The sequence below is a fragment of the Amycolatopsis sp. NBC_01480 genome (assembly GCF_036227205.1).
Lineage (GTDB): Bacteria > Actinomycetota > Actinomycetes > Mycobacteriales > Pseudonocardiaceae > Amycolatopsis.
Window position 1 is genome coordinate 9,980,208 of the sequence record NZ_CP109442.1, and the last position, 27,000, is coordinate 10,007,207.

Annotated in this window: 28 protein-coding genes and 1 pseudogene; 19 read left to right on the top strand and 10 right to left on the bottom strand. The window is 71.3% G+C overall.

Annotated elements, in window-relative coordinates:
- The first annotated feature begins 34 nt into the window (after positions 1-34).
- The 4 genes from OG371_RS46580 to OG371_RS46595 are packed head-to-tail and all read left to right on the top strand — an operon-like array spanning position 35 to position 2,819.
- Complete coding sequence (locus OG371_RS46580) at positions 35-460, top strand: hypothetical protein (RefSeq protein WP_329064034.1); 426 nt, start codon at positions 35-37, stop codon at positions 458-460.
- A complete protein-coding gene (locus OG371_RS46585; RefSeq protein ID WP_329064036.1) occupies positions 457-645 on the top strand; it encodes a hypothetical protein in 189 nt (62 codons plus the stop codon). The genes OG371_RS46580 and OG371_RS46585 overlap by 4 nt, the downstream gene beginning before the upstream one ends.
- 51 nt (positions 646-696) lie before the next feature.
- Entirely contained in the window at positions 697-1,383 is a 687-nt protein-coding gene (locus OG371_RS46590; protein WP_329064038.1) for a response regulator transcription factor, read from the top strand.
- Positions 1,380-2,819: a sensor histidine kinase gene (locus tag OG371_RS46595; protein ID WP_329064040.1), complete on the top strand. Its 1,440-nt coding sequence runs from the start codon at positions 1,380-1,382 to the stop codon at positions 2,817-2,819. The genes OG371_RS46590 and OG371_RS46595 overlap by 4 nt, the downstream gene beginning before the upstream one ends.
- Here the strand turns inward: OG371_RS46595 and OG371_RS46600 are convergent.
- Positions 2,782-3,171 (bottom strand): ester cyclase, encoded by a 390-nt coding sequence (locus OG371_RS46600; RefSeq protein ID WP_329064042.1) that lies wholly within the window; start codon positions 3,169-3,171, stop codon positions 2,782-2,784. The two genes, OG371_RS46595 and OG371_RS46600, sit on opposite strands and share 38 nt — an antisense overlap.
- A gap of 89 nt (positions 3,172-3,260) precedes the next feature.
- Between OG371_RS46600 and OG371_RS46605 the strand changes: the two genes are divergently transcribed.
- The 8 genes from OG371_RS46605 to OG371_RS46640 all read left to right on the top strand — a co-directional run bounded on the left by OG371_RS46605 (position 3,261) and on the right by OG371_RS46640 (position 10,617).
- A complete protein-coding gene (locus OG371_RS46605) occupies positions 3,261-3,797 on the top strand; it encodes a TetR/AcrR family transcriptional regulator (RefSeq protein WP_329064045.1) in 537 nt (178 codons plus the stop codon).
- Positions 3,798-3,891: 94 nt separating this feature from the next.
- On the top strand, positions 3,892-4,665 hold the full coding sequence (locus tag OG371_RS46610) for an SDR family NAD(P)-dependent oxidoreductase (protein WP_329064047.1): 774 nt from the start codon (positions 3,892-3,894) through the stop codon (positions 4,663-4,665).
- 64 nt (positions 4,666-4,729) lie between these two features.
- Positions 4,730-5,638 carry a LysR family transcriptional regulator gene (locus OG371_RS46615; protein WP_329064049.1) on the top strand — a complete coding sequence of 303 codons (909 nt, stop codon included), beginning with the start codon at positions 4,730-4,732 and terminating at the stop codon, positions 5,636-5,638.
- A gap of 138 nt (positions 5,639-5,776) precedes the next feature.
- Entirely contained in the window at positions 5,777-6,934 is a 1,158-nt protein-coding gene (locus tag OG371_RS46620) for a CaiB/BaiF CoA transferase family protein (protein ID WP_329073458.1), read from the top strand.
- A 30-nt stretch (positions 6,935-6,964) separates the two neighbouring features.
- On the top strand, positions 6,965-7,729 hold the full coding sequence (locus OG371_RS46625; protein WP_329064051.1) for a crotonase/enoyl-CoA hydratase family protein: 765 nt from the start codon (positions 6,965-6,967) through the stop codon (positions 7,727-7,729).
- A 5-nt stretch (positions 7,730-7,734) separates the two neighbouring features.
- Positions 7,735-8,481, top strand: coding sequence for an acetoacetate decarboxylase (locus OG371_RS46630; protein WP_091616576.1), 747 nt, complete (start codon positions 7,735-7,737; stop codon positions 8,479-8,481).
- A complete protein-coding gene (locus OG371_RS46635; RefSeq protein WP_329064054.1) occupies positions 8,478-9,425 on the top strand; it encodes a 3-hydroxyacyl-CoA dehydrogenase NAD-binding domain-containing protein in 948 nt (315 codons plus the stop codon). Before OG371_RS46630 ends, OG371_RS46635 begins: the two co-directional genes overlap by 4 nt.
- Position 9,426: 1 nt before the next feature.
- Positions 9,427-10,617: an acyl-CoA dehydrogenase family protein gene (locus OG371_RS46640; RefSeq protein ID WP_329064056.1), complete on the top strand. Its 1,191-nt coding sequence runs from the start codon at positions 9,427-9,429 to the stop codon at positions 10,615-10,617.
- A gap of 73 nt (positions 10,618-10,690) precedes the next feature.
- Here OG371_RS46640 and OG371_RS46645 read toward each other — a convergent pair whose 3' ends face one another.
- Together OG371_RS46645 and OG371_RS46650 are read right to left on the bottom strand one after the other, a co-directional pair.
- Complete coding sequence (locus tag OG371_RS46645; protein WP_329064058.1) at positions 10,691-11,938, bottom strand: LCP family protein; 1,248 nt, start codon at positions 11,936-11,938, stop codon at positions 10,691-10,693.
- A 255-nt stretch (positions 11,939-12,193) separates the two neighbouring features.
- Positions 12,194-12,937: an SDR family NAD(P)-dependent oxidoreductase gene (locus OG371_RS46650; protein WP_329064060.1), complete on the bottom strand. Its 744-nt coding sequence runs from the start codon at positions 12,935-12,937 to the stop codon at positions 12,194-12,196.
- Between the two features lie 99 nt (positions 12,938-13,036).
- On the opposite strand from OG371_RS46650, the gene OG371_RS46655 reads away from it, so the two are divergent.
- The 3 genes from OG371_RS46655 (at position 13,037) to OG371_RS46665 (ending at position 16,249) form a co-directional block, all read left to right on the top strand.
- Positions 13,037-13,648 (top strand): TetR/AcrR family transcriptional regulator, encoded by a 612-nt coding sequence (locus OG371_RS46655; RefSeq protein ID WP_329064062.1) that lies wholly within the window; start codon positions 13,037-13,039, stop codon positions 13,646-13,648.
- 78 nt (positions 13,649-13,726) lie between these two features.
- Positions 13,727-15,241 carry an MDR family MFS transporter gene (locus tag OG371_RS46660; protein WP_329073459.1) on the top strand — a complete coding sequence of 505 codons (1,515 nt, stop codon included), beginning with the start codon at positions 13,727-13,729 and terminating at the stop codon, positions 15,239-15,241.
- A gap of 15 nt (positions 15,242-15,256) precedes the next feature.
- On the top strand, positions 15,257-16,249 hold the full coding sequence (locus tag OG371_RS46665) for an RNA polymerase subunit sigma-70 (protein ID WP_329064063.1): 993 nt from the start codon (positions 15,257-15,259) through the stop codon (positions 16,247-16,249).
- Positions 16,250-16,477: 228 nt separating this feature from the next.
- Here the strand turns inward: OG371_RS46665 and OG371_RS46670 are convergent, their stop codons facing one another.
- On the bottom strand, positions 16,478-16,753 hold the full coding sequence (locus tag OG371_RS46670; protein WP_091616564.1) for a WhiB family transcriptional regulator: 276 nt from the start codon (positions 16,751-16,753) through the stop codon (positions 16,478-16,480).
- Between the two features lie 750 nt (positions 16,754-17,503).
- Here OG371_RS46670 and OG371_RS46675 point away from each other — a divergent pair.
- Both OG371_RS46675 and OG371_RS46680 read left to right on the top strand, forming a co-directional pair.
- Positions 17,504-17,635 (top strand): annotated as a pseudogene (locus OG371_RS46675) (sigma factor-like helix-turn-helix DNA-binding protein); the annotation flags it as partial.
- A 42-nt stretch (positions 17,636-17,677) separates the two neighbouring features.
- Positions 17,678-18,400, top strand: coding sequence for a sigma-70 family RNA polymerase sigma factor (locus OG371_RS46680; protein ID WP_329073460.1), 723 nt, complete (start codon positions 17,678-17,680; stop codon positions 18,398-18,400).
- Between the two features lie 194 nt (positions 18,401-18,594).
- On the opposite strand, the gene OG371_RS46685 is transcribed toward OG371_RS46680, so the two are convergent.
- The gene (locus tag OG371_RS46685) at positions 18,595-19,443 is read right to left on the bottom strand and encodes a LysR family transcriptional regulator (protein WP_329064066.1); all 849 of its coding nucleotides are present in this window, start codon (positions 19,441-19,443) and stop codon (positions 18,595-18,597) included.
- A gap of 143 nt (positions 19,444-19,586) precedes the next feature.
- Here OG371_RS46685 and OG371_RS46690 point away from each other — a divergent pair, with 143 nt between their 5' ends.
- Positions 19,587-20,573: a bile acid:sodium symporter family protein gene (locus OG371_RS46690; RefSeq protein WP_442876217.1), complete on the top strand. Its 987-nt coding sequence runs from the start codon at positions 19,587-19,589 to the stop codon at positions 20,571-20,573.
- Positions 20,574-20,599: 26 nt separating this feature from the next.
- Here the strand turns inward: OG371_RS46690 and OG371_RS46695 are convergent, their stop codons facing one another.
- From OG371_RS46695 to OG371_RS46710, 4 genes are all read right to left on the bottom strand, one after another.
- On the bottom strand, positions 20,600-21,022 hold the full coding sequence (locus tag OG371_RS46695) for a MarR family winged helix-turn-helix transcriptional regulator (RefSeq protein ID WP_329064070.1): 423 nt from the start codon (positions 21,020-21,022) through the stop codon (positions 20,600-20,602).
- A 93-nt stretch (positions 21,023-21,115) separates the two neighbouring features.
- On the bottom strand, positions 21,116-22,099 hold the full coding sequence (locus tag OG371_RS46700; RefSeq protein ID WP_329064073.1) for a D-alanine--D-alanine ligase family protein: 984 nt from the start codon (positions 22,097-22,099) through the stop codon (positions 21,116-21,118).
- Positions 22,096-23,229 (bottom strand): alanine racemase, encoded by a 1,134-nt coding sequence (alr, locus tag OG371_RS46705; protein WP_329064075.1) that lies wholly within the window; start codon positions 23,227-23,229, stop codon positions 22,096-22,098. Before alr ends, OG371_RS46700 begins: the two co-directional genes overlap by 4 nt.
- Before the next feature lie 254 nt (positions 23,230-23,483).
- Positions 23,484-24,161, bottom strand: coding sequence for a TetR/AcrR family transcriptional regulator (locus tag OG371_RS46710; RefSeq protein WP_329064077.1), 678 nt, complete (start codon positions 24,159-24,161; stop codon positions 23,484-23,486).
- Positions 24,162-24,275: 114 nt separating this feature from the next.
- Here OG371_RS46710 and OG371_RS46715 point away from each other — a divergent pair, with 114 nt between their 5' ends.
- A complete protein-coding gene (locus OG371_RS46715) occupies positions 24,276-25,490 on the top strand; it encodes a VOC family protein (protein WP_329064078.1) in 1,215 nt (404 codons plus the stop codon).
- 64 nt (positions 25,491-25,554) lie between these two features.
- Here OG371_RS46715 and OG371_RS46720 read toward each other — a convergent pair whose 3' ends face one another.
- Positions 25,555-26,739, bottom strand: coding sequence for a DUF3089 domain-containing protein (locus OG371_RS46720; protein ID WP_329064081.1), 1,185 nt, complete (start codon positions 26,737-26,739; stop codon positions 25,555-25,557).
- Positions 26,740-27,000 lie beyond the last annotated feature (261 nt).

The window sequence follows — 27,000 nt, forward strand, 5'->3', positions numbered from 1 at the left end:
ACCCGGAAAGACTCCGGTCACGGGAAGGAGCACCATGCGGACAACCACCTGGACGCGGCGGCTGGCACTGGCGGGCGGCGGGGTAGCGGCCGGGCTGCTGGCGATCACGCCACTGGCTTCGGCGCAAAGCAGCCCACCGCCCTCGGCCCCGGCGGCCGTCGCGCCGATCACGCTGAGCCCCGAGGAATCGCAGCAGGTCTGCGGGGATTGGGTGCCGAAGCTGCAGAAGCGCACGCAGAACCTGACCGAGCGGATCAACGGCGGCGCCGAGGTGGCCGGGTCGGTGGCCAACCTCAAGGCCCGCTCGGCCGACCAGAAGGCCAAGGGCCACACCGCCGCGGCCGACCGGCTGCAGAAGCGCGCCGACCAGCGCCAGGCGCGGATCAGCCAGCTCACCGACGCCAAGCAGAAGCTCGACGCCTTCGCCTCGGCGCACTGCAAGCCCGCGGGGACGAAGTGAGGGCAGCGCGGTTCGCGGCCGCGGTCGGGGCAGCCGCGCTCGTGTTCCTCGGCGTCACCGCGTGCGACAACGGCGGGGGCTCGGCCGCGCCCGACGGCGGGGCGGCAGCGACCAGCGAGCTGAACGGCATCCAGTCGACGCTCGACGGCATCGGCTCCGACATGGCGGGCGACGGCTCGCCGTGACCCGCGTAGCGTCTCCCCCGACGTAGCCGGCCGAAGGAGACGGGAGCCCGCATGGGGTCAGCTGGCCGCGGCCTCGTCCTCGTCGTGGAGGACGAGGCCGCGATCGCCGAGCTCGCCGCGCTGTACCTGCGGCGCGACGGGTTCGGGGTGCACGTGGAGGCCGACGGCGCGGCCGCGCTCGCCACGATCAAGCGGCTGCGGCCGGTGGCCGTGGTGCTCGACATCGGACTGTCCGGAATGGACGGGATCGAGATCTGCCAGGCGCTGCGCGCGGCCGGCGACTGGACGCCGGTGCTGTTCGTCACCGCCCGCGACGACGAGCTGGACCGCCTGCTGGGCCTCGAGATCGGCGCCGACGACTACCTCACCAAACCGTTCAGCCCGCGTGAGCTGGCCGCGCGCGTGCGGACCGTGCTGCGCCGCGCGTCCGGCCCGGCCGGCGCGGGTGAGACGCACACCTGCGGCAGCGTCCGCGTGGACATCAGCGGGCGCCGGGTGTGGGCGGGCGAGCAGGAGACGACGCTGACGTCCACCGAGTTCGACCTGCTCGCATACCTGGTCCGCCACGCCGGCCAAGTGCTCTCGCGCGACCAGCTGCTGAGCGCGGTCTGGGGGTACGCCGCGGCGGCCGGCACCCGCACCGTCGACGTGCATGTGGCCCAGCTGCGCGCGAAACTCGGCGAGCACAGTCCGATCAGGACGGTCCGCAGCATCGGCTACGCGGCGGACGCCGGGTGAGCCGGCCCCGGACCACCCTCGCGCTGAGGATCACCGTGGTGTGCCTGGCCGTGGCCGGGGTCGCGGTGATCGTGGCCGGGCTGGTCGCGGCCCGGCTGGTCAGCACCACCGGCGACACCGTGCTCCAGCAGTCGCTGAAGGCCCAGGCCGATGTCGTGGCCAGCCAGCTCGACCCGACCGGCATCGGCAACCGGCTCGGCGTCGGCAAGGTGGCCGACGTGGTGCGCGGCCAGGGCATCGAGGTGGTCGTGCGGCGCCCGGGCGGGCAGGAGGTCGGTGCGGCGCTGCCGGTGCGCGTGGCCGGGCGTGCCGGGCTGGCGTCCGGGCAGGACCGTTCGGCGCGGGTGACCATCGATTCGGTGCAGTACCTGGTGGAGGTCCGGGACGTCGGCGGCGCCGGGGCGGCGTTCGCGCTGGTCCAGCCGACCCGCAGCGGCGAGGCCACGCAACGCGCGCTGGTGCGCAACATCGCGCTCGCGCTCGGCATCGGGCTGCTGGTGGCCGCGGTGGCGGGGTTCGTGAGCGGACGGCTGCTGGGCCGTCCGCTGCGCCGCGCGGCCGCCGTCGCCGGGATTCTCCGGACCGGACGGCGGGACGTGCGTGTGCCCGTGGAGGGTCCGGCCGAGGTCGCCGAAGTCGCGGGCTCGTTGAACGCGCTGGCCGACGCGCTCGCCCACAGCGAGGCCCGCCAGCGCGACTTCCTGCTGTCGGTTTCGCACGAGCTGCGCACTCCGCTCACCGCGGTCACCGGTTTCGCCGAGGCGATCGCGGACGGCGTCGCCGAGGGACCGGACGCGCGCCGCGCCGGGCAGACCATCCACCGCGAGGCCCAGCGCCTCGAACGGCTGGTCAGCGACCTGCTCGAACTCGCCCGCCTCGGCGCCGACGAATTCCGCCTCGACCTCGCGACGATCGACCTCACCGCGCTGGTCCGCGACTGCGCGGAGGTCTGGCAGCTGCGGTGCGAGCGGGAAAACGTGCCGCTGTCGGTGGTGCTGCCCACCGCCCCGGTGCCCGTGGTCGCGGACGCGCGCCGGCTGCACCAAGTCGTCGACGGGCTCGCCGAAAACGCCCTGCGCGTCACCCCCGCCGGCGCGCCGATGGTCTTCGCCCTCACCGCGGGCCCGGACGCGAGCCTGTCCGTCCGCGACGGCGGCCCCGGTCTCGCCCCGGAGGACTACGACGTGGCCTTCCAGCGCGGCGTGCTGAACGCCCGCTACCGCGACCGCCGCCCGGTCGGCTCCGGCATCGGGCTCGCGTTGGTGCACGGTCTCGTCACGCGCATGGGCGGCACGCTGACCGCGGGCCCGGCGCCCGAGGGCGGGGCCGCGTTCACGATCACCCTGCCGCTCGCGGCGGACCCGATGGCGACGGCACCGATCGTTACCGGGCCGATCGTTACCGGGCCGATCGAAGCTGAGCCGCCCGGTCCGTGACGTCCATCAGCGCCCAGTGCTCGACGATCCGGCCCGCACGCACCCGGATCATGTCCATACTGGTCACCGAATAACGGCGCCCGGTGGCGATCTCCGTACCGGAGCTGGTGTAGCGGTTCACGGAGAACTCGCCCTCGCTGACGTTCTGCTCGACGCGCACGGACAGCTCGCCCAATCCGGGCGTGAAATCGCCGCGGGACAAGGCTTCCCACTTCTCGCGCCAGGCGTCGAGGCCCACGTGGTCGCCGCCCGCGCCGCCGCGGTGGTCGACGACGTCCGGGGCGATGTAGCGCAGGCCTTCCTCGGTGAAGGCGTGCTCGACCACCAGGCGGTGCACCTCGGCCGGTTCCATGACCGCTCCTTCCGACGTTAACCGGGGAGCTCCCCGGTTGACCGCCCGTACACTAACCGGGGACCTCCCCGATTGACAAGGAGTCCTTGATGGCCAAGCAACTCCGGGCGGACGCGCGGGACAACCGCGCCCTGCTGCTCGCCGCCGCGCGGGAGGTCTTCGCCGCGGACGGGCCGGGTGCGCCGCTCGACCGGGTGGCCCGGCACGCCGGCGTCGGCAACGCGACGATGTACCGGCACTTCCCGAACCGCCGGGAACTGCTCGCCGCCGTTTACGCGGGTGAAGTCGAAACGTTGCGCACGGAAGGCGAAGCACTGCTGTCGTCGCCGGACCCGGACGAAGCGCTGTACCAGTGGCTGCGCCGGTTCGTCGAGCACGTCAAGGACAAGCGCGAGCTGGCACTGTCCATTTCGGACGAACCAGGCGACCGCGAGGCCCGGTTCGCCGAGTGGCACGGGACGATCAACGCCACCGCGGCCGCGCTCGCCGCCCGCGCCCGGCTCGCCGAGGACGTCGAGCCGCTGGACCTGCTCCTGCTGGCCACCGGGATCGCGCTCTCCGGCGCCCCCGCGGCCCGCACGGACCACCTGCTGACCCTGCTGCGCCGCGGCAGCGCACCGGCCTGATCCCCACAAGCCGCACAATTCCGGCGCTTCCCCCTCCCCCGACGGCTAGTCTCAACCCCTGCGACCGGCCTCGGCCGCGAGGACGGAGCCGGTCATGGACCTGGGACTGAAGGGCCGCACCGCGGTCGTCACCGGAGCGAGCCGGGGTATCGGTCTCGCCGTCACGCGGCGGCTGGTCGACGAGGGCGTGCTGGTGGTCGCGGGCGCGCGCCAGTCGACCCCCGAACTGGCTGAGCTGGGCGACGCCGTCCGCGTGGTGGAGGTCGACCTCGCCGAGCCCGGCGGGCCCGGCGAGCTGGTCGCCGCCGCGGGCGAGCGGGTGGACATCCTGGTCAACAACGTCGGCTCGGCGCCGGCCCGCACCGGCGGCTTCCTGTCGGTGACCGACGAGCTGTGGGCGCGGTCGCTGGAGCTGAACCTGATGGCCGCCGTCCGCGCGACGCGCGCCGTGCTGCCCGGGATGCTCGCCGCCGGGCGCGGCTCGATCATCACCATCAGCTCGGTCAACAGCACCCTCGCCGACCCCGCGGTGATCGACTACGGCGCGGCCAAAGCGGCGCTGGCGAACTTCTGCAAAGCGCTCGCGCGCGAGGTCGGCGGCGACGGCGTGCGCGTGAACACCATCAGCCCCGGCCCCGTCGCCACCGCGTTGTGGCTCGGCGAAGGCGGTGTGGCCGACACCGTCTCGCGCGCCACCGGCCAGAGCGCCGACGACGTGGTGCGCGGCGCGGCGAAGGACTCCGTGACCGGCCGGTTCACCCAGCCCGAGGAGGTCGCCGACGCGGTGCTCTACCTGGCGGGCGACCGGTCCGCGAACGTCACCGGAGCGGACCTGCGGATCGACGGCGGGCTGATCCCGACCTGGTGAACCCGGTCACGGCGGGGGTGGCGGAATCCCGGCCCGGCCGCCGCCGGCCGTTAGGCTGACCGGCGTGGAAATGCTGCACCTGCGTTATTTCGTGGCGGTCGCCGAGGAACTCAACTTCTCCGCCGCCGCCCGCAGGCTGCACATGGCCGCGTCGCCGCTCAGCCAGCGGGTCAAGGACCTCGAGCACGAGCTGGGCCAGCAGCTGTTCGACCGCAGCACCCACCACGTCACGCTCACCCCCGCGGGCACCGCGCTGCTGCCGCTGGCGCGCGACGTCCTGGAACAGGTGAACGCCATCCCGTGGCGTCTGCGCGAGGCGACGAAACCCCAGCGCAGCACCGTTTTCCTCGGCATGCCCGCCGGCGTGCACCCGGACCTGCGCGACCGCGTGAACGCACTGGCCGAGCGCGTGCGCGACCGGTTCGAGCTGAAGCGCTGGCCCGGCGCGAGCCCCGACCTGCTCGCCGCCGTCCAGGAGGGGAAGCTGGCCCTGGCACTGGCCCGGATGCCGGTCGCCGACCCGGCGCTCGACGCGCTGCCGGTGATGACCGAGCGGCTCGGCGCCGTCGTCCCGGCCGACCAGTTCGCCGGGCGCGAGGCCGTGAGCCTTTCCGAGCTGACCGGCTACGCCTACGTCGCCTCCCCCGAGGAATCCACCCCGGCGTATTTCGAGCAGCTCGACCACCAATTGACTTCACTCGGCATCAAAAAACGCATCAAACTGTCCAACACCGGCTACGGCGGCGTTTCCGAAATCATTTCCTCCGGGCTCGCGTTCTCCATTTCCATGCTGGACGAGGCCAGCCCCATGCAGCTGTACCGGCTGGAGAACATGGCCGTGCTGCCGTTCACGGATTTCCGGCCCGAGCTGGACACCAACCTGGTCTGGCGACGTGACCGGGGCGACTCCGGCGACCTTGCCGAACTCGTCGCCGCCGCCCGCGAGGTCTTCGCCGAGCCGCTGACCAGCTAAATCTGCTCTGTTTACCCAACCAAGAATGGTATGACCACGGCGATCATACCATTCCGAGCATTTCGATCATTCCCTTTCCCCGCGTTCGCCACTAACTTCGGTGGCAGAGCAAGAACCGCAGGCGTGAAAGGGAAGATGATGGACGACACGAAGACCGCCGGCCCGCTCGACGGGGTGCGGGTGATCGACCTCTCGACCGTGGTGATGGGCCCGTACGCGGCGCAGATCCTCGGTGACCTGGGCGCCGACGTGATCAAGATCGAGTCCCCCGCCGACACCGTGCGGGTCGGCCGGTACCGCACCACGCCGGGCATGACCCCGCTCAACCTGAACGTGAACCGCAACAAGCGCAGCGTCGCACTCAACCTGAAGGACGCCGGCGAGCGCGAGCAGGCCCTGAAGCTGATCGACACCGCCGACGTGCTGATCACCAACATGCGCCCCGGTGCGCTGGCCCGGCTCGGCATGGACTACGCGCAGGTCGCCGCCCGCAACCCGCGCCTAGTCTACGCCCACGCGCAGGGCTTCCGCAGCGATTCCGACCGCGCCGGCAACGCCGCCTACGACGAGACCGTGCAGGCCGCGTCCGGGCTGGTCGACATCGCGAACCGCGCGATCGGCAAGCCGGTGTACCTGCCGACGATCCTCGGCGACAAGGTCTCCTCGCTGACCATCGCGTACAGCGTGCTCGCCGCGCTGCTGCACCGCGACAAGACCGGCGAGGGCCAGCAGGTCGAGATCCCGATGACCGACACGCTGATCGCGTTCAACCTGGTCGAGCACCTCGCCGGGCACGTGTTCGAGCCGGCCGAAGGCCCCACTGGCTTCCCGCTGTCGATGTCGAAGGGCCACCGCGCCGCGCCCACCAAGGACGGCCTCGCCTGCGTGATCCCCTACAACCCGCAGAACTTCCGCGACTTCTTCGCCGCGGCGGGCCGGCCGGACCTGGCCGAGGACCCGCGGGTGAACGGCGAGGCGATCGACAACGCCGACGTCGACGCGCTCGCGGAGCTGATCGACGAGTGCGCCCCGGCGCTGACCACCGCCGAGTGGGCCGAGGTGTGCGCCAAGCACAGCATCCCGATGGCGCCGGTGCTCGAGCTGGACCAGGCGCACGAAGACGCGTACGTCCGCGAAGGCCACCTGCTCGACACCGTCGAGCACCCGACCGAGGGCACCATCCGCACGGTCGGCATCCCGGTGCGGTTCTCCGCCACCCCGGCCTCGATCCGGCGCCAGACGCCGGTCGCGGGCCAGGACACCGCCGAGGTACTGGCCGAGCTGGCCGGCCGCTGAAAAACCTTGTCACAGAAGAGAAGTGAAGTCATGAGCACCGAAGTGCGCACCGAGCGGATCGGCGGGACCCTGCTGATCACGATCGACCGCCCGAAAGCCCGCAACGCCGTGAACGCGGCGGTCGCGGCCGGGCTGGCGGAAGCACTGGACACCCTGGAGGCCGACCCCGGGCTGCGGGCCGGCGTCCTCACCGGCGCCGACGGCACGTTCAGCGCCGGCATGGACCTCAAGGCCGCGCTGAACGGCGAGTCCCCGGAGATCCCGGGCCGCGGGTTCGGCGGGCTGACCGAGGCCGCGCTGACCAAGCCGCTGATCGCCGCGGTCGAGGGCTGGGCCATGGGCGGCGGCTTCGAGCTGGCGCTGGGCTGCGACCTGATCGTCGCCGCCGAAGACGCGCGCTTCGGGCTGCCCGAGGTAAAGCGCGGTCTGGTCGCCGCGGGCGGCGGCGTGATCCGGCTGCCCAAGCGGATCCCGCACCACCTGGCCATGGAGCTGCTGCTGACCGGCGAGCCGGTGACCGGCCGCCGCGCGGGCGAGCTGGGCCTGGCCAACCGGGTGGTCCCGGCGGGCGACGCGGCCGGGGTCGCGCTGCAGCTGGCCGAAGGCCTCGCGGCGAACGCCCCGCTGGCGCTCGCCGCCGTGAAGAAGATCGTGCGCGCCGCCGACGGCGTGCCGGACGCCGACGCGTTCGCCGCGCAGCGCGAGGAAATGGGGCCGCTGATGGCCTCGGCCGACGTCCGCGAGGGCATGACCGCCTTCGCCGAGCGCCGCGCTCCCAAGTGGACGGGACGGTAGAAGTCATGAAGGAATCGGAAGTCCGGCAGCACGTCACCACCCCGCTGGTGAACCCCGCATTCGCGCCGGTGGTCCCGCGGTTCACCGACCGCGAGTACCTGAACATCGTCTACCGCACCGACGCCGACGCCCTGCGCGCCGTCGTCCCGGAGCCCCTGAAGTTCGAAGAGCCGTTGGTGCGCTTCGAGGTGATGAAGATGGGCGACGTCAGCGGATACGGCCCGTACACCGAGTCCGGCCAGGCCATCCCGGTGGTCCTCGACGGCGAGCACGGCGAGTACCTGCACGCGATGTACCTGGACAACTTCCCGGCGACCGCGTCCGGCCGCGAGGTCAGCGCCTACCCCAAGACCATCGGGGCGCCGAACCTCTATGTCGACAACGGCGCCCTGGTCGGCACGCTCGACTACGGCAGCCTCCGCGTGGCCACCGCGACCATGGGCTACAAGCACAACCGGCTCGACACCGCCGAGGCCACCGCCCAGATCACCGTGCCGACGTTCATGCTCAAGACGATCCCGGACTACGACGGCTCGCCGCGGGTGATGGAACTCGTCCGCACCGAGATCACCGACGTGGTGGTCAAGGAGGCCTGGACCGGCCCCGCGCGGCTGCAGCTGTTCGAGCACGTGCTCGCGCCGCTGGCCGACCTGCCGGTGCTCGAAGTCGTTTCCGCGAGCCACATCCTCACCGACCTGACCCTCGCCCCCGTCAAGCCGGTCCACGACTACCTGACGGGAGCCCGGCGATGAAGAACACCAGTTTCACGACAGCGGCAGTGATCGGCGCCGGCACCATCGGCCTGTCCTGGACGGCCTTGTTCGCCGGCCACGGCCTGACCGTCCGGGTCAGCGACCCGCGGCCGGACCTGGCCGAGGCCGTCGCCGCCGCGCTGGCCGAGTTCACCCCGCACCTGGCCGCGCAGGGCCTGGACGTCGAGGGCCTGGCCGGGCGGGTGCAGCTCGCCGGCAGCGTGGCCGAGGCGGTCCGGGGCGCCGATGTGGTGCAGGAGAACGGACCGGAGAGCGTCGAGTTCAAAAAGGACCTGTTCGCCACGCTGGTGGCCGAGGCCCCGTCACACGCCCTGCTGCTCAGCTCGTCGTCCGCGATCCCGTCGACGGCCTTCACGGGCGACCTGACCGACGCGTCGCGAGTCCTGATCGGACACCCGTTCAACCCGCCGCACCTGATCCCGCTGGTCGAGGTCGTCCCCGGCGAGCGCACCAGCGAGGACTCCGTGCAGGCGGCCGTGGACTTCTACACCTTCCTCGGCCGGGTCCCGGTCGTGGAGCGCAAGGAGATGCCCGGCTTCGTCGGCAACCGGCTGCAGAACGCGCTGAACCGCGAGGCGATCTACCTGGTCGAGCAAGGCGTGGTCACGCCGGAGGATCTCGACGCCGTGATGACCAACTCGCTCGGCATCCGCTGGGCCACGGTCGGGCCGTTCCTCGGCTCGCACCTGGGCGGCGGCCCCGGCGGCTACCGGCACATGGCCGAGCACATCGGCGTGTCGATGAAGCAGATGTGGGCCGGCCTGGGAAACCCGGCGCAGGGCCCGGAAGAGACCGAACGGCTCGTCGAAGCCGTGGAAAAGGCTTACGGCTCCTCCACGTACTCGGAACTCGCCGAGACGCGTGACCGCAAGCAGCTCGCTGTCCTGTCCGCTTTGGACAGTGCCCGCACGGAGGAGAACTGACATGACCACTCTCGAAGACCAGCTGGCCGCCGACTTCTACGACTACGAGACGCTGCTCCCGGACGAGGAGCGCAAGCTGCTGCTCAAGGCGCGCACCTTCATGCGCGACGAGGTCAAGCCGCTGGTGAACGAAAACTGGGCCGCGGGCACGTTCCCGAAGGAGCTGATCGGGAAGTTCCGCGAGAGCGGCCTGGCCGGAATGCCGTACGAGGGCTACGGCGAGCACCGCCCGGCGGTCAGCAACCTGCTCACCGGGATGCTGGCGATGGAGATGAGCCGCACCGACGCGTCGGTCGCCACCTTCTTCGGTGTCCACAACGGACTCGCGATGTACTCGATCTACTCGGGCGGCAGCCAGGAGCAGCGGGACCGCTGGCTCCCGGAGATGGCCGCGATGGACAAGATCGGCGCGTTCGCGATGACCGAGCCGCTCGGCGGGTCCGATGTGGCCGGTGGCATGCGCACCACCGCGCGACGGGACGGCGACAGCTGGATCCTCAACGGCGCCAAGCGCTGGATCGGCAACGCCACCTTCGCCGACTACGTGGTGGTCTGGGCCCGCGACGAAGAAGACAACAACGTCAAGGGTTTTGTGGTCGAGAAGGGCACCCCGGGGTTCTCGCCGGTGAAGATCGAGGGCAAGCTCGCGTTCCGCATCGTCGAGAACGCCGAGATCACCCTGACCGACGTCCGCGTGCCGGAGGAGAACCGGCTGCAGGGCATCAACTCCTTCCGCGACGTCGCGGAGATCCTGCGCGCCACCCGCGGCGGGGTCGCCTGGCAGGCGCTGGGCGTGATGATCGGCGCGTACGAGCTGGCGCTGGACTACGCCAAGGAGCGCAAGCAGTTCGGCCGCCCGATCGCCCGGTTCCAGCTGGTGCAGGACCTGCTGGTGAAGAGCCTCGGCAACATCACCGCCTCGTGGGGCATGCTGGTGCAGCTGGCCCGCCTGCAGGACGCCGGGATCTTCAAGGACGAGCACTCCTCGCTGGCCAAGGCGTTTGTCACCGCGCGCATGCGCGAGGTGGTCGCCTGGGGCCGCGAGATCTTCGGCGGCAACGGGATCGTGCTGGACTACGACATCGCCCGGTTCTTCGCCGACGCGGAGGCGATCTACTCCTTCGAAGGCACGCGCGAAATGAATACCCTCATCGTCGGCAAGGCGATCACGGGGCAGAGCGCTTTCGTGTGACCCGCGGCCGCCCCAGGGCTCGTGAGTGGCTATGACGGTTAGAACCGGCATAGCCACTCACGAGCAATGGGGGCTAGTTCACGCAGCCGGTGGCGTGCGACGCCACCGGCTGCTGCGGCGTTCCCTGCGTTCCCGAAGCCGGCGGGGTCGCGGACTCGGTCACCGCGATCGGCCGGACGCCGTCGCTGTGGCCGGCCGAGGGCGGGGTGCTGGCGGTGCCGGTGCCGGTGCCCGAACCGGAAGCGGAGTTGGTCGCGGACCCGATCTGCGCCTGCACGAAGGTCTTGACCTGCGCCGGGTCGACCTTCACCGCGTCGCCGTCGGACGGGGTGGCCAGCGAAAGGCTCTGCACCGGGATGGTGACGAAGCCGATCGAGCCCGAGCTGATGCCGTGCAGCTGCTGGGCGAAGCTCAGGATGTCCCAGCCCTGGTCCAGCACCACGGAGCCCTGCAGTGCGTCGACGAGCGCGCCGAGCTGCGCCGGGTTGGTGAGCGTGCCGGCGCTGAGCACGTTCTTGGCCATGCCGGCCAGGAACGCCTGCTGCCGCGCGATCCGGTCCAGGTCGCCGTTGGGCAGGCCGTGGCGCTGCCGGACGAACGCCAGCGCCTGCGCGCCTGAGAGCGTCTGCGGGCCGGACGGGAAGTTCGCGCCGGAGTAGGTGTCGTGGACCGGCGCGTTGAGGCACACCTGCACCCCGCCGACGGCCTGGCTGAGCGCGGCGAACCCGGCCAGGTTCACGGCCGCGTAGTGGTTGATGGTCAGCCCGGTGAGCTCCGAAACCGCGGCGATCGCGGACTTCGCGCCCTCGGCGTCCGCCGCGACCTCCAGCTGCGGGCCGCTCAGGCCCTGCGCCTGGAGATTCGAGCGCGAGGCCGCGCGGGCGCGGCTGTACGCGGAGTTGATCTTGTGCTTGCCGAACCCCGGAACGTCCACATAGGAGTCACGCGGGATGGAGATCGCCGTGGCCGCCGCGCCGCCGACCGGCACGTGCACGACGATCATGGTGTCGGTGGTGTCACCACCGTCGGCACTGCTTCCGGCGTGCAACGCGTCGAGCACGTTCTGTGGCAACGGGTTGCCGTTCGAGTCCGTGCGCGAGTCGAGGCCGACGAGCAGGATGTTCTGCGCGACCTGCAGCGGCTGGCCGGCCGGGGCGTCGGGCACCTGGGCGGCCGGCGGGATGATGTCGGCCGTGACGATGCCGGCGTCGAGCCGGTGCAGCTGCGCCCAGGCGTACCCGGTGGCGGCCACTACGAGCGTCGACACCACGCCCACCGCGACGCGGCGGCCCACACGGCTACCCCGAGACGTGACCGGCACGGCAGATTCCCCTTAGCTTCGGCAAAACTGTGGTCCCTCTCCTTCGAGGATCACCGCGTTAGCTGGGAATAAGCTGAGAATCCTGTCGTAAAGATGTGATGGCGCCCGTTCGGCGCAGCCTTTTGTGACCGGCGCGACAGCGGTCACAACACGGTGTGCCGCTTCGGGTACGGGGAGTTCCGCACTCGTGTTAACGGGGGATTTCGCGCTCCCTGCGCGGAATGTGGCTGCCGGGGCTGATGGGGCTGCCGCGGGTCAGCGCGGCATCCGCCGCCACACCGCGCGCGGGAGCAGGCGCAGCACGGCGAAGAACGGCCGCAGCACACCCGGCACCCAGACGACTCCGCGGCGTCGCCGGAGGGCGGCCACGGTGGCGTCCGCAACCTGGTCCGGTGTGCTGGAGAACGGCGCCGGCGTCATGCCCTCGGTCATCCGGCCGACGACAAAACCCGGCCGCACCACCAGGAGGTGCACGCCGGTGCCGTGGAGCGCGTCGGCGAGGCCGGACGCGAAGCCGTCGAGACCGGCCTTCGCCGAGCCGTAGACGTAGTTGGCGCGGCGGACGCGGACGCCGGCCACCGAGGAGAACACCACGAGACTGCCGGAACCCTGTGCGCGCAACAGTTCCGCCGCGTGCGTGAGCACGGCGACCTGCGCGACGTAGTCGGTGTGCACGATCGCGGCGGCGTGCACGGCGTCGGTTTCGGCGCGGGACTGGTCGCCGAGGATGCCGAAGGCCAGCACCACCACGTCCAGCGGGCCGTGCTCGGCGATCAGGCCGTCGAGGAACGGGCGGTGCGCGGCGAGGTCGTCGGCGTCGAAGTCCGCGGTCACCACGGTCTCGGCGCCCGCCGAGCGCAGCGCCGTCACCTGCGCCGACAGGTCCGCGCCGGGCCGCGCGGCCAGCACGAACCGCCGCGCCCCGCCCGCGGCCAGCCGCGACGCGACCGCCGTCCCGATCTCGCTCCGGCCACCGAGTACCAGCACTGTTCCGCTCACGCGCGGCAGTCTGCCAGCCCCCTACCGGCCCCTACCGGGTGGCCTGCTTCACAAACTGCAACTTTGCAGAATGTGAAAGTTTCCCGCTACGCTGGCCGCATGTCCCCCGCTGCCGGCCTGCGCGAGCGCAAGAAGCTGGAAACCCACCGGACGCTCGCCACCATCGCCGTGCGGCTGGTCGGCGAGCGCGGTCTGGACCAGGTGACGGTCGAGGACATCGCCGCCGAAGCGGGGGTCTCGGCGCGCACCTTCTTCAACTACTTCGCGTCCAAAGAGGACTCGGTGGTGATCGCCTACGCCGACTACGTCGAGCGCTCCCGCCGGCTCGTCGACCGGTTGACCGCGCAGCCGCGCGAACTCGGTGTCCGCGACGCGCTGGTCGCGGCGTTGCGTGACGACCTGGCCGAGATCGACGCCGAGCGCGACGAGTGGCTCACCCGGATCCGGATCATCAAAGAGAACCCGGGGCTGACGCTGCGGGCGATGTCGCTCAACTCCGAAGCCGTCCAGCCGACCGTCGCCGCCCTCGCGCGGCGCAGCGGCACCGACCCGGCGAAGGACGTCTACCCGTCGCTGGTGCTCAGCGCGGTCGGCGCCGCGGTCAACGCCGCCCTGATGCTCTGGCGCGACCTCGACGGGAAGCGCCCGCTGCTGGAGATCTTCGACGAGGCAGTGGCCGCGCTGGCCGGCGGTCTCGCCGACCCGCACTGAACCAACCCGCACTCACCTACCACTGAGGGGATCACTGTGTCCGTATCCGAAGCCGAGGCGCCCGGAGCGCCCGCGGTGATGAGCCGGCAGCAGGTGCTGCAGGCCATGTCCGGGTTGATGATGGGCATCTTCGTCGCCATCCTGGCCTCGACCGTGGTGGCGAACGCGCTGCCGCGGATCGTCTCCGAGCTGGGCGGCTCGCAGGCGTCCTACACCTGGGTGGTGACCACCGAGCTGCTCGCGATGACCGCGACGGTTCCGTTGTGGGGCAAGCTTTCCGACCTGTACAACAAGAAGCTGCTGATCCAGCTCTCGCTCGGGCTGTTCGTGGTCGGCTCGCTGGTGGCCGGGTTCGCGCCGAACATCGAGCTGCTGATCGCCAGCCGGGTCGCGCAGGGCATCGGCGGCGGCGGGCTGACCGCGCTGGCCCAGGTGATCATGGCGGCGATCGTCTCGCCGCGGCAGCTGGGCAAGTTCTCCGGCATCTTCGGCGCGGTGTTCGCGGTGGGCACCGTCGCGGGGCCGCTGATCGGCGGTGTCATGGTGGACACCTCGTGGCTCGGCTGGCGCTGGTGCTTCTTCCTCGGCGTCCCGTTCGCGATCGCCGCGATCATGTTGCTGCAGCGCACACTGAAGCTGCCGACGATCCGGCGGGACGCGAAGGTGGACTACCTCGGCGCGTTCCTGATCATGCTCGGGGTGTCCACGCTGCTGGTCTGGTCCTCGCTGGCCGGCGCCGAATTCGCGTGGGGCTCCTGGCAGACGGCGGTGCTCGTGCCGGCCGGTGTGGTCGTGCTCGCGCTGGCGGTGTTCGTGGAGACGAAGGTGCCGGAGCCGATCATCCCGTTGAAGCTGTTCCGCAACCGCACGGTCACGCTCACCACCGTCGCGAGCTTCCTGGTCGGCGTGGCGATGTTCGGCGGCACCGTGTTCCTGTCGCAGTACTTCCAGCTCTCGCTCGGCAAGTCGCCGACCGTGGCCGGGCTGATGAGCCTGCCGATGATCTTCGGCCTGCTGGTCTCCTCGACCGTGTCCGGCCAGCTGATCAGCCGCACCGGGCGGTGGAAGGGCCACCTGCTGCTCGGCTCGGTGCTGATGGCCGCGGGCCTGGGCCTGCTCGGGCTGATCGACGCGCACACCGGCATCGTGGTGCTGAGCCTGTTCATGCTGGTGCTGGGCATCGGCGTCGGCATGCTGATGCAGAACCTGGTGCTGGTGACGCAGAACGACGTGCCCGCGCACGACCTCGGCGCGGCGACGTCCACGCTGTCCTTCTTCCGCAGCCTCGGCGGCTCGATCGGCGTCAGCGCGCTCGGCGCGGTGCTGGCCAACCGGGTCGCCGCGCTGATCAGCCAGGGCCTCGGCCCGATCGCGAGCGCCGGCGGCGAGGGCGGGAAGGTGCCGAACCTGGCCGACCTGCCCGCGCCGGTCGCGACCGTGATCCGCGAGGCCTACGGCACCGCGACCAGCGACCTGTTCCTGATCAGCGCGCCGATCGCGCTGCTCGTGGTGGTGGCGGTGGCGTTCCTGAAGCACCTGCCGCTCAAGACCCAGAGCGGGCTGGAGCGGATGGCGGCGGAGGAGTCCGCGTAGTCCTACAGTGCTCTGGTGACTGTGGATGACGGTTTCGGTGACCTGCTGGAACGGCACCGCCGGGAGATCCGGGTGCACTGCTACCGGATGAGCGGCTCGTTCGAGGAGGCCGAAGACCTCACGCAGGAGGCGTTCCTGCGGGCGTGGAAGGGCCGGTCCTCGTTCGAGGGCCGGGCGAGCGTGCGGACGTGGCTGTACCGGATCGCCACCAACGTCTGCCTCGACGCGCTCGCCCGGCGCCCCCGCCGGGCCCTGCCCGACGAGCTGGCCCCCGCCGCCGACCCGTACGCCGGGGAGCTGGCCGCGCTGGACCGGCCGTGGCTCGGGCCGTTCCCCGACCGCCTGCTGGACGCCGCGGCGCCGGACGACACCGGCGCCGCGGTGGTCGAGCGGGAGACGATCGAGCTGGCGTTCCTCGCCGCGATCCAGCTCCTGCCGCCGCGGCAGCGGGCCGCGCTGGTGCTGCGGGACGTGCTCGACTGGTCGGCCAAGGACACCGCGGCGCTGCTGGAGACTTCGGTGGCCTCGGCCAACAGCGCGTTGCAGCGGGCGCGGGAGACCCTGCGCTCACGGCTGCCCGCCCGGCGCGCCGAGTGGTCTGCACCACCGGTCACCACGGCCGAGGAAACGGCTCTGCTGCGCCGGTTCGTCGCCGCGTACGAGTCCGCGGACCTGAGCGCCGTCGCCGATCTGCTGCGCGAGGACGCGCGCGCGGTGATGCCGCCGTACCCGCTGTGGTTCGACAGCCGGGCCCGGATCATCGGGGCGCTGTCCACGAGCTTCGACGCGGAGTCGCCGTACTTCACCGGCCGCTTCCGGATGGTGCCGATCCGGGCGAACCGCTCGCCGGCGGTGGCCACTTACGTGTGCCGCCGCGGCGAAAGCGAGTTCCGCCGTTTCGGTGTCACTGTGCTCACGGTCGAGCACGGTCTGGTGGCCGCGATGGCCGCGTTCGAGACGCCTTCTTTCGCGCCGTACGGCTTACCCGAGACACTCGAGGCGTGCTGAGGATTCGTTGCCAATCCGGCCACAGTCACGGCCGAATCGGCCGCACACGGGCCGTCACCTGTGCCCGCCTGCTTTTGGCCGGATTGACAACGGAGAGCCCGGTCCGGCGATTTCCAGGAAATCGCCGGACCGGGCCTGATGCCGGATCCCCAGTGGGGCGCTACTCAAATGACGCCGCCGGGAGAGGCGCTCTCGCCCTCGTCGCCGGGAGTGGTCACCGGCGCGCGGTCAGGCGGCGCGGTGCCGTTCTCCGGCGGAGACGGTTCGGGTGCGGACCAGTTTCCGGCGTTCCACCTCGGTGGTACCGCCGAAGACCCCGTTGTCCAGCCCGTTGTCGAGGGCATAGGAAAGACAGGCCTCGCGGACCGGGCAGCGCGCGCAGACAGCCTTCGCCTGGGCGACCTGCCGGGCGCCGGGGCCGACTTCGGAGATCGGGAAGAACAGTTCCGGGTCCTCGTCCTGGCAGGCTGCGCGAGACAGCCAGCCGGTGGTCGTGAGTTCCATTTTCGCGTTTCACCTCCTGTCATTCATTGTCATTTCTCGGTCAACCGAGTTCTCCCGGGCGCGCGGCAGTGATCATCACTCGCGGCACTCGGTGGGTTCTCGATCGCACTGCCCCATCCGGAAGGCGGGTGGGCAACCGAATATCCAACGTACCAGGGATCGGGAATCTTCCCAGCCCTTCCGCTCCAGGTCACACCACGACTTCGTGACGTCGTGCCGCCCTTTTGTCCGGTCCGGGTGCCTGTCCAGCGCGACACGCACGGGACCGGCCCGGTTTTTCCGTGCCCCGCAACACATTCCCGGCCACGTGCGGCGTGACGCGGCCGGTCCGGCGACGGCTCTCCTTGATGACCATTGGAGGGAGGTACCCCAGTACTCGCGGAGTTACTCGCGGTGCCGTGATCCGATCGTTACACCTGCGGAGCCGCTCACCGCACCTGAGTCATCGGGGGTGTTTCCGGGACGGAGGGGTGGTGGGCAGGCGTGGAGGACTTCTTCCGCTCCGAGTTCGTGCCGCTCGTGGCGTTCCTGTGCAAGTCGGGGCTGGTGCCCGCGCTGGCCCGCGACGTCGCCGCCGAGGCCCTGCTGCAGGCCGCCGAGACGTGGCCGCCGGCCGGGGACCCGCGGGTCTGGGTGCGGCTGGCGGCCGCGCGCGTCGCGGACGAGCAGGCCTGGCTCGACGACGGCCCGGCCGGCGAGGAGGACGACAAGCTGACCGCGCTCGTCGAGCAGAGCGCGCGGGTCATCGAGGTGCTGTCGACCCTGCCGGACACGCAGCGGACGGTGCTCGTCTGGTCGCTGGACGAGTTCACCCAGGCGGACATCGCCGCGGCGCTGCGGATGCCCGCGGCCACCGTGCGCTCCAACCTGCGCCACGCGCGGGACCGGCTCCGGCGCCGGGCCACCGCGCACAGCGAGGCACCCATGGATCAAGAGGAGGCCGTGATGGCCGTGGTACTCGAAGCGGACGCCGCCCTGCTCGACTCGCTCAGGCTCGGCCTCGACGTGGAAGCGACGCTGACGCGGGTGAAGGACCAGGCGCGAGAGAAGCCGTCACACGCCTTCCCGGCGCACTGGCTGCCCCTCGACGGCGCGGTCACCGCCGCGGTCGCCGGGGACCACCGCGCGGCGGCGCGCCTGCTGGAGATCATCCGGCCGCTGGTGGTCCGGTACTGCCGCGGCCGCGTCGGCGGGCTGGAGCGCGCGTACGCCTCGGCCGACGACCTGGCGCAGGAGGTGTGCCTGGCGGTCCTCACCGCGCTGCCCTCCTACCGCGACCAGGGCCGCCCGTTCCTCGCCTTCGTCTACGGCATCGCGCAGCACAAGGTCGCCGACGCCCACCGCGCCGCGGCCCGCAACCGCACCGACCCGGTCCCCGACCCACCGGAGCGGGCCGCGCCTGGGCACGGCCCGGAACAGCTGGCCCTGCAAGGAGAACTGAACGACCGGCTGTCGCAGCTGCTGGGCGTCCTGCCCGAGCGCCAGCGTGACATCGTGCTGCTGCGCGTGGTGGTCGGCCTCTCCGCGGAGGAAACGGCCGACGCCGTCGGGTCCACTCCGGGGGCGGTCCGCGTGTCGCAGCACCGCGCGTTGTTACGGCTGCGGCGAGCGCTTTCCAGGCACGAGCGACCCGAGCCCGGCGCCTGACCGGCTATACGGTGCCGACTGGGGTGATGACCGCCCGGCTGCCGGGCAGGTCCACACCGCCACCCCGTCGCGGACCGACACCCGCATCGGATGGTTCCCCGGATGCCGCGGGCAGGGCGGCCCGACGCCGAATCCGGATCGCCTGCCCCAAGAAGCTCGTGAGTGTTTATGACGGTTAGAACCGGCATGAACACTCACGAGTCAGTGCCCAGCTTCGCGCGCACGAAGTCCGCCAGTGCCTGAGCCGGCCCTTCCGCCCCGTCGCGGGACAGCAGCATGACCTCGACCTCACCCGGGTCCGGCAGGCCGAGGCCGTCCGGCAGCACGACGAGGTCCGCCGGCACCAAGCCCCGGGCATGGACCGTAATACCGAGGCCCGCGGCGGCCGCGGCGCGCAGGCCGGTGAGGCTCGAGGTGAGGCAGGCCGCGCGCCATTCGAGGCCCGCGCGCTCCAGCGCCTCGACCGCGAGCTGCCGCGTGACCGACGGCATCGGGTACTGCACCAGCGGCACCGGCTGCCCCGGCTCCAGCGCGGTGGCCTCGGAGCCGATCCACACCAGGGGCTCGCGCCGCAGCGGCGGGCCGTGGCCGGTGCCCGGACGGCGTTTGCCGAGCACCAGGTCGAGCCGGCCTTCGGCGAGGCGCTGGGCCAGCACGTCGGACAGCTCCACGTGCAGCTCGACGTCCACCAGCGGGTGACTGCGCCGCAGCCGCCGCAGGATTCCCGGCAGCACTCCGAGCGCGAAGTCCTCCGAGCAGCCGAACCGGACCCGCCCGCGGACCTCGACGCCACGGAAGTGCCGGGCCGCGCGCTCCTCGGTGTCCACAATGGTCTGGGCGAAGCCGAGCATCGCCTGGCCCCGCGCGGTGAGGTCGACCGCGTGGGTATCGCGCGCGAACAGCAGCCCGCCCGCTTCGCCCTCCAGGCGCCGGATGTGCTGACTGATGGTGGGCTGGCCCACACCGAGCCGGCGCGCAGCGGCCGTGAAGCTGCGGGTTTCGGCCACCGCGAGGAAGGAGCGGCACAGACGGGGATCCAGCATGCGGTCCATCTTATCGGCGTTCACAATGACAGTCAGTACGGTCATCGGGGTTCCGAATGATCACTGCCGGCCGCACAATAACCTGTGAAGGGAGATCCATGACCACCGTGCTCGCCCCGTTGACCCGCCCCGTCGCCGCCCTCATGGCCAAGCTGCGGATCGACCCGTTCATCGCGGCCATCCTCGCCACCGTCGGCATCGCCTCGCTGCTGCCCGCCTCGGGCGGGACCGCGACCGGCTTCGGGATCGCGTCGAACATCGCCGTGGGACTGCTGTTCTTCCTCTACGGCGCGAGGCTCTCGAGCCAAGAGGCGCTCGACGGCCTCCGCCACTGGCGCCTGCACGTCACCGTCCTGGCCGCGACGTTCGTGCTCTTCCCGCTGCTCGGCCTCGCCACCTCCGTGCTCTCCCCCAGCCTGCTGACCAGCCCGCTCTACACCGGCGTGCTGTTCCTGTGCCTGTTGCCCTCGACCGTGCAGTCCTCGATCGCGTTCACCTCGATCGCGAAGGGCAACGTCGCCGCGGCCATCTGCAGCGCGTCGGTGTCGAACCTGCTCGGCATCGTGGTGACGCCGCTGCTGGTCGCGGTGCTGCTGTCGAGCGACGGCCCCGGGGTCAGCGGCTCGGCGGTGCTGAACATCGTGCTGCAGCTGCTGGTGCCGTTCATCGCCGGGCAGCTGGCGCGGCGCTGGATCGGCGCGTGGATCAAGCAGCACTCGGCGCCGCTGAAGCTGGTGGACCGCGGTTCGATCCTGCTGGTGGTCTACACCGCGTTCAGCGAGGGCATGACCGAGGGCATCTGGCACAAACTGGACATCGGCCCGTTGCTGGTGCTGCTCGGCGTCTGCGTGGTGCTGCTCGCCGTCGTGCTCACCGTGACCGGCACCGGCGCGAAGCTGCTCGGCTTCGACCGCGCCGACCGGATCACCATCCTGTTCTGCGGCTCGAAGAAGAGCCTGGCCAGCGGGCTGCCGATGGCCACCGTGCTGTTCGGGCACGCGCAGGTCGGCCTGATCGTGCTGCCGCTGATGCTGTTCCACCAGATCCAGCTGATCGTCTGCGCCGCGCTGGCCCGCCGGTACGCCCGGGAGGCCCCGGCCGACGAGCCAGGGCAGCTCGTCACGGCCTGACGCGGCGTTCGTCCACATCGGACGGGTCAGCCGCCGAGCGCCCGGTCCACGCGGCCGAGGAGGTCGTTCAGCGTAATGCGTTCCTCCGGTGACAGCAGGCAAAGCGCGTCCTCCTGCAGCTGGCGGCTGACCGCGGGGACCACGCCCTGCAGGCGTTCGCCCTTACGGGTCAACCAAACGCGCACCCGGCGGCCGTCGCGCTCGTCCGGATCACTGCGCACGAGGCCACTTGTCGTCATCCGCTGGACCGCGCGGGTGACCGTCGGTGCCTCCACGCCGATGCGCGTCGCGATTTGGCCTGGGGTCAGGCCGTCTCGCTCCCACAGGCAGCCCAGTACGAACTGCTGGCCGGCGTGCACGCCGTGCGCCCGCAAGCGCCGATCGGTCTCACTTTTGAGCCGGCGCGACACGGTCGCGATCCGGGTGAGGAACGCGTCGTCGGCTCGCATCGCGGCATGTTATCGGTTCTCGCGACCGGCAACGACCCGCCGAATGCCTGAAGCCAGCACATTCTTGTAGAAGGTCCGGTTGTAGAAGGTGCCTCAGCGCCGGGCCAGCGCGGTCGTCACCAGGATGTCCAGCAGCTCCGGGAAATCGACACCCGCGGCCGCCCACATCTGCGGGAACTGCGAGGCGGCGGTGAAGCCGGGGAAGGTGTTGACCTCGTTGACCACCGGCGTGCGGCCGTCGCGCAGGAAGAAGTCCACGCGGAGCAGGCCGCGGCAGCCGAGCGAGCGGAACGCGGCGAGCGCCTGCCGTTCGACGGCCTCGCGCAGCTCGTCGTCCAGCCGGGCGGGGATGTCGAAGATCGTGGTGGTGTCGGCGTACTTGGCTTCGTAGTCGAAAAACGCGTGGCCGCCGTCGATGCGGATCTCCAGCGCCGGGCCGGCTTCGAGGCGGCCGTCCGGGTGCTCCAGCACGGCGACGTCGACCTCGCGGCCGGGCACCGCGGCCTCCACGAGCACCTTGGTGTCGAAGTCCTTGGCCAGCTTGACCGCCTGCGCCAGCTCCTCCTCCGCGTCCACTTTGGAGATTCCGAGGCTGGAGCCGGTGCGGGCCGGCTTGACGAACATCGGGAAGCCGAGCCGCTCGATCTCTTCCGGGGTCAGGGTTTCGTCCCCGGCGCGCAGGACAACACCGTCGGCGACCTCCAGGCCGTCGGCGACGAGCAGCTTCTTGGTGAACTCCTTGTCCATGCCCGCCGCGCCCGCGAGGACGCCGTTGCCGACGTAGGGCACGCCGACCATTTCCAGCAGCGACTGCACCGTGCCGTCTTCGCCGAATTCACCGTGCAGCGCGGGGAAGACCACGTCGACGCCCTCGAACAGCCCGATGGCGTGCGCGAGCCCGCCCGGCTCGCCGTCGCCGCTCGCCCACTGCCCGTCCGGCGTGATCAGGATCGGGACGACGTCGTAGCGCTCGGGGTCGAGGTGGTCGATCACGGACCGGCCCGACTTGAGCGAGACTTCGTGCTCGCCACTGCGGCCGCCGTGCAGCACGGCGACGCGGATCCGGTTTGCGGTCAAGGCAAAGCTCCTTCGCTGCGGTGGTGATGACGCGGCACCCGTGGCCCGATGCCGGTGAGGATCTCGTGCGGGTTGGTGCCGGCCCAGCGCGCCCAGTCGACCGCCGTGGGCTCACCCTCGTCGCCCGGTCCGAAAAGGACGATCTCGTCGCCGACGTGCGCGGGCGTGTCGCCGACGTCCACCACGAACTGGTCCATCGCGATCCGCCCGACGACCGGGTGCCGCGCGCCGCGGAACCACACCTGCGCGCCGTGCGCCCCGGCCAGGCGCGGGACGCCGTCGGCGAACCCGAGCGGCACCAGGACCAGCGTGGTGGCCCGGCTGGTGACATGATCGTGGCCGTAGGAGACGCCGGTGCCGGCCGGCACCCGCTTGACCTGCACCGCGCGCGCCCGCAGGGTCATCGCCGGACGCAGCCCGGGGTGCGCGGGCTCGACGCCGTACAGGGCGATGCCGGCGCGGACCAGGTCGTACCGCGTGGCCGGGATGGTCAGCGCGGCGGCGGAATTGGCCAGGTGCCGCACCGTCGGGCGCAGACCCGCGCGATTCGCCCGTGCCAGCGCCAGTTCGAAGCGGCGCACCTGTTCCGGCACGGTCTCGGGTTCTTCGGCGGTGTGCAGGTGCGACCAGACGCCGCGGACGTGCACCGCGCCCGCGGTCTCGTAACGCCAGGCCTCGTCGACGAGCTCGCCCCACGAATCGGCGACGGCCCCGTTCCGCGAAAGGCCGGTGTCGATCTTGAGGTGCACGCGCGCGGGCGCGTCCCCCGTCGCGGCGACGATCGACCGCAGGTGCTCGACCGTGGAGACGCCCAGGTCGACGCCCTCGCCGATGGCCGTCGCGAAGTCCTCGTCCGGCAGGTGCAGCCAGCTGAGCACCGGCGCCGGCAGCCCGGCGTACCGGAGTTCCAGCGCCTCGTCGAGGGTCGTCACGCCGAGCCAGGCGGCCCCGCCCTCGAGCGCGGCCCGCGCGACCGGCAGCAGCCCGTGCCCGAAGCCGTCCGCCTTGACCACGGCCATCACCGGCGTCCCCGATGTCTCGCGGATCAGCCGCGTGTTGGCGGCCACGGCGTCCAGGTCGACGACCGCCGAGACGCGGTCTGTTCTGGTGAGTGCCCGGGTGCCCGGCATCCCCACCCCCTTCGGCTCGTCACGGAACGCGGTCGATCCTCTCCGCGCCGGGCCCGCGCCTACATCGGCCGAAGAGCTGGGCGAAATCGGCCGAACGGCTGACAACGCGACAGTGAGCAGGTTATCTGGCCACGCGGGGTGACGACGTGCTCCCCTTGCCCGGGAAAAGCGCAGGTCAGAGGCGTACGCGCGGCCGCGTCCCGAGTGTCGCGGTGCTCGATCGTTTCGGCTGCCGGAGGAGTTCCGTGCCCGAATTACCCGGCTGTCGCGATCCCTTCGAGCAGCGCGGCGAACTGCCAGCGCAGCCGTTCGCCGCCGGTGCCGGAGAACAGCTCGTCCCGCAGCAGGCCGATGTTCGGGTAGTCGGCCGCCGGGGCCTCCTCGATCGCCGTGACCAGCAAATAGGTCTCGCCGTCGGCCTCGGCGGATTCGGCGCGGGTGCCGTGCTCGGCCGCGCTCGCGGTGGCGTGCTGGAGCAGGACGTCGACGCCCCAGGCCGTTTGTCGGTGCCCGAAGCCGGCGGTGAGCAGCAGGCCCAGAATGCTGTCGATCAGCCGCAGGTAGTTCGGCCCCGAAGGCCAGAGCGCCAGCACGGACCGCGCGAGGCTGGGGTACTCCATCAGCAGGGTCGTGTAGTCGCAGAGCAGGTCGACCAGGACCGTGCGGGCCTCGGCCGGCCGCGTCTTGCCCGGCAGTTTCAGCCCGTCCAGCAACTCGTCGAGCAACGCGCCGTGCAACTCGGCCATGTTGGCCACGTACACGTACAACGAGGCCGGCCCGGTGTCCAGCTCGGTCGCCAGGCGGCGCATGGTGACCCGTTCCAGCCCGTCCTGCCGCATCACGCGCAAGGCCGCGGCCACCACGCTTTCGCGGCTCAGCAACGCTTTCGCCGGCCGGTCTCGGCGGCTGACGGGAACACGACGGGGACTCACGAGACGGCATCGTAACGAACATGTTCGGGCAATTCCAGGCCGCCGCCTTCCGAACGTGTTTGTGGCGAACATGTTCGTGTACTCTTCCGAGTCTGGGACGTTCTAAGGAGACGGATGAACTCTGTTGCTCGCCGGTGGAGCGCGTCGCCGGCGCTCGGCCCGGTCGAACTCTCGGTCGCCGACCTGGACCGCAGCTCGCGGCACTACCGCGCGTCGCTGGGCATGGAGCTGATCGCCCGCGAGGGCCCGCGCGCCCAGTTCGGCGTCGCCGGCCGGACCATGCTGGTGCTGACCGAAATCCCAGGCGCGAAGCCCGCGCCCGCCTCGAGCCCAGGCTTGAGCCACTTCGCCCTCGATGTGCCGACCCGCGCCGATCTCGCGCGGTTCGCCCGCCACCACACCGACGGCGACCTGCGCGACCACCTCGTCTCCGAGTCCTGCTACGTCCTCGATCCCGACGGCCACCGGATCGAGATCACCTGGGGCCGTCCCCGCGACGAATGGTCCTGGCAGAACGGACTCCCGCTCCTCGCCGCCGGCCCCCTGAGCCTGGACGACTTCACCGGCGACCCGTTCGACGGCCTCGCCCCCGCGACCACGCTCGGCCACGTCCAGCTGAAGGTCACCGACCGCGACCTCGCGGCGACCGAGCCGTTCTACTGCGATCTACTCGGCCTGGACGTGACGGCCCGGGTAGGCGATTCGTTCCTCGGCGTGGGCGTCTCCGATTTCCGCACTCTGCTCGTTTTCACCAGCCGTTTCAGCGTCGATGGGCCGGAGCCCGCACCACCGCGCAGCGCCGGCTTGATCGCGGTCAACCTCACCGTGCCCGACCAGGACGACCTGGATGCGCTCGCGCAACGGCTCGTCGCCGCGGGCCATCCCCACACCGCCACGCCGGGCACACTCACCGTCCAGGACCCGTCCGGCAACCTCCTCCGATTCTCGGCGGATTCCGGACCGACCGTGACTGCTTTCCTTCGCAGCATGGATTTCCTGCAGGACGGCGCGCTCGACCAATGGCTCGCACTGTTCGACGACGACGCTGTACTCGAGTTCCCGTTCGCACCCCCGGGCGCACCGTCGCGAGTGGAGGGAAAGGCGGCGCTCGCCGGCCACGTCAAGGCCCGCGCAGAGCGAATGCCGAGCCCGAAGGTCGAACAGCTGCACATCCACGTCACCGAAGACCCGTCGACGATCGTCGCGGAAATGACCATCCGTGGCGCCACGGACCGGACCCGCCGGGCCATCGCCGTCGTCACCGTCCACAACGGACTGATCACGCTTTACCGGGACTACTGGAATCCGCTGGATCTGGCGGCGCGCTAGTTCCACTAGTCCCGGGTGATGTGGTGATTGCGGCGGCGTACGCAACCAGCCCGATCGGGCTGATCTACGTACCCGCCTGCCATGCCGTCGTCTGGCGGGTCAGTAGCGCGCCGATGTCGCCGTCGGTGAGGTTGAAGTCCAGCGCGTGCAGACCGTCGAAATTGCTCTGCGGGGCGCCGATCAGCTGGTCCCCGCCGGTGATGTCCAGCCAGGAGACGGTGCCGGCGCTGTCCGTGGCGTACTTGCACTGGCCGGTCAGCGCGCCCCGGTAGCGGGCGAACCCGGTCGGGTAGTCCGGCACGGTCAGCGACTGGCCGAGCGAGTTGATGTGCCCGTACGGATTGAGCGCGTTGCCCTCGACCAGCGTGCGGGTGTACAGCACGGTGTCCAGCGGCGTCGGGCCGTTCGCGCCGGCCAGCAGCTCGGCGGGGTTCACACACAGCACCTGGTGGCCGGTGCCGTTCACCCGGACCAGGCCGGCGCTGGTGCCCGGGACCTGTCCGCCCGGCTTGTAGCTGGAGTAGGCCACCACGCAGCCGTACTGGTCGGCGCGCCGGCAGGCCGGTACGTGCTGGAAGGTCGACAGCTGGTCGGTACCGCCGCCGTCCGGCTTGCCGGCCGGGACGGTGATGTGACCGCCGGGCAGGATCGCCGACACGAGCCGGCGCTGTACGTCGGGATGGCCGTCGAAGTGCTTCTGGATCAGCGTGGCCACGTCGGAGGCACCCTGGGAGTGGCCGAACAGGACCACCCCGCGCCGCTGGTGGGTGACCGGGTCGATGTTGTCGTGGTCCCAGTAGTACTGCCACGCCCGGTCGACGTCACCGGCGCCGGTGGAGTAGTCCGGCGGCAGGTCGAGGATCAGGTCCAGGGCCAGTTCGGGCAGCGTGGCCTGGCGGTACTCCGGCACGAACAGCCGGCAGTGCGGCGCCAGCATGCCGATCTGGGCGATGGCCTGCGCGAACTCTTCGTCGGTCGGGGCCGGAGCGAGATTCGGGAGGTTGTCGACCGTCGGGTAGACGTAGAAGCAGTCCACCGGTGGCTGAGTCGCCGGCTCGGCGGCGGACCCGCCCGTGACGTCGGTCGTGGTCAGCGGCACCACATGCCCGTCGACCGGGTATTTCCCCTGCGCACAGGGGTCGGCGGCGGCGGCAGGGTGGCACATCCAGACGGGTGCCGGCAGCGCGTCGACGGGTGCGGCGAGGCCGGCGGTCAACGCGACGGCGGCGGCGAGGATTCCCCAGGACATGATGGAAGTGAATCAGCTGCTCCCCCGGGCGGCCCCCATCCCTCCCCCGAACGGACGGCACGAAACCGCCATTCGCCCGGGCCGCTGAGCGCGACTCGCCGGGTTTACCCGGTGCGACAGCCGCCGATGTCAGCGCCAGGGAGTGTCGCGGTCTCGGCCGGCGACGGATCGGCTGGCGCGGGTCCGGAGGTCTTGCGCCCACCAGAGCGGCGGCTGGTTCGGGCAGCAGCAGCGAGAAGACGGGCGAGGCAAGCAGCTTGG

Bases quoted from the DNA above. Each gene is read 5' to 3' on its own strand.
- OG371_RS46580 (WP_329064034.1), top strand. From the start codon at position 35: ATGCGGACAACCACCTGGACGCGGCGGCTGGCACTGGCGGGCGGCGGG.
- OG371_RS46695 (WP_329064070.1), bottom strand. From the start codon at position 21,022: ATGCGAGCCGACGACGCGTTCCTCACCCGGATCGCGACCGTGTCGCGC.
- OG371_RS46620 (WP_329073458.1), top strand. From the start codon at position 5,777: ATGGACGACACGAAGACCGCCGGCCCGCTCGACGGGGTGCGGGTGATC.
- OG371_RS46720 (WP_329064081.1), bottom strand. From the start codon at position 26,739: ATGTCCTGGGGAATCCTCGCCGCCGCCGTCGCGTTGACCGCCGGCCTC.
- OG371_RS46670 (WP_091616564.1), bottom strand. From the start codon at position 16,753: ATGGAACTCACGACCACCGGCTGGCTGTCTCGCGCAGCCTGCCAGGAC.
- OG371_RS46655 (WP_329064062.1), top strand. From the start codon at position 13,037: ATGTCCCCCGCTGCCGGCCTGCGCGAGCGCAAGAAGCTGGAAACCCAC.
- OG371_RS46685 (WP_329064066.1), bottom strand. From the start codon at position 19,443: ATGCTGGATCCCCGTCTGTGCCGCTCCTTCCTCGCGGTGGCCGAAACC.
- OG371_RS46680 (WP_329073460.1), top strand. From the start codon at position 17,678: ATGGATCAAGAGGAGGCCGTGATGGCCGTGGTACTCGAAGCGGACGCC.
- alr (WP_329064075.1), bottom strand. From the start codon at position 23,229: ATGCCGGGCACCCGGGCACTCACCAGAACAGACCGCGTCTCGGCGGTC.
- OG371_RS46625 (WP_329064051.1), top strand. From the start codon at position 6,965: ATGAGCACCGAAGTGCGCACCGAGCGGATCGGCGGGACCCTGCTGATC.
- OG371_RS46605 (WP_329064045.1), top strand. From the start codon at position 3,261: ATGGCCAAGCAACTCCGGGCGGACGCGCGGGACAACCGCGCCCTGCTG.
- OG371_RS46660 (WP_329073459.1), top strand. From the start codon at position 13,727: ATGAGCCGGCAGCAGGTGCTGCAGGCCATGTCCGGGTTGATGATGGGC.
- OG371_RS46635 (WP_329064054.1), top strand. From the start codon at position 8,478: ATGAAGAACACCAGTTTCACGACAGCGGCAGTGATCGGCGCCGGCACC.
- OG371_RS46630 (WP_091616576.1), top strand. From the start codon at position 7,735: ATGAAGGAATCGGAAGTCCGGCAGCACGTCACCACCCCGCTGGTGAAC.
- OG371_RS46610 (WP_329064047.1), top strand. From the start codon at position 3,892: ATGGACCTGGGACTGAAGGGCCGCACCGCGGTCGTCACCGGAGCGAGC.
- OG371_RS46590 (WP_329064038.1), top strand. From the start codon at position 697: ATGGGGTCAGCTGGCCGCGGCCTCGTCCTCGTCGTGGAGGACGAGGCC.
- OG371_RS46690 (WP_442876217.1), top strand. From the start codon at position 19,587: ATGGCCAAGCTGCGGATCGACCCGTTCATCGCGGCCATCCTCGCCACC.
- OG371_RS46640 (WP_329064056.1), top strand. From the start codon at position 9,427: ATGACCACTCTCGAAGACCAGCTGGCCGCCGACTTCTACGACTACGAG.
- OG371_RS46600 (WP_329064042.1), bottom strand. From the start codon at position 3,171: ATGGAACCGGCCGAGGTGCACCGCCTGGTGGTCGAGCACGCCTTCACC.
- OG371_RS46715 (WP_329064078.1), top strand. From the start codon at position 24,276: ATGAACTCTGTTGCTCGCCGGTGGAGCGCGTCGCCGGCGCTCGGCCCG.